The sequence below is a fragment of the Rhizobium sp. BR 315 genome (assembly GCF_050577975.1).
GTDB classification, from domain to species: Bacteria; Pseudomonadota; Alphaproteobacteria; order Rhizobiales; family Rhizobiaceae; genus Rhizobium; species Rhizobium miluonense.
The window spans coordinates 1-561 of the sequence record NZ_JARWKZ010000176.1; the positions used below are offsets into that span (position 1 = coordinate 1).

Here is a 561-nt window from a genome sequence, read left to right on the forward strand (position 1 = left end):
CTCTTTACTCATAGTTTGAATTAGGTTAGTTAATTCTTCATTCTTTGCTTGGGATTCTTGATACATTTGAATCATAAAATCTCGTTGGTTTGAAACTTCGGTAAGAATATTCTCATACCCTTTAACAATAGATGTAACTACATTGTTACTGGATGAGTCTTCTTCTTCAATTGTTATTTCCTTCACCGAATTAGTTAAGTACTGTTCGATTATCTCATTTGGTTCATTACGGTCTTTTAGCTCCATAATTAAACGAAATATGTCAATTGCTTCTTCTTTGAATCGCTTAGTACGTCCAGACCCTACTACCGGTAAATAGATTTTGAATGTCTGATACCAATTGTTTAAAGTAGTGCGTGGCCGTTTTAACATGTCTGCTATATCTTGAAGTGAATATGTTTTATCAATATGCATAACTGTTTCCCCTTTCTTTTAGTCATTCTTTGTCGTCGTCAATCATCGTCAAGTTGTAGTTAAATGAATAAAGGTTATTTCAAGACGTTGTCTGTATTCGTCAGGTTGTCGTTTGTTGTTAACTAGTCGCATTTGATTGTCTTGTAT

The 561-nt window shown here is 33.5% G+C and carries 1 protein-coding gene; it reads right to left on the bottom strand.

Annotation, left to right across the window (positions count from 1 at the left end; all coding sequences use genetic code 11):
* Window positions 1-414, bottom strand: a 414-nt coding sequence (locus QD409_RS35625; protein ID WP_430765066.1) for a MerR family transcriptional regulator, incomplete at its 3' end; no start/stop codon positions are given.
* Window positions 415-561 lie beyond the last annotated feature (147 nt).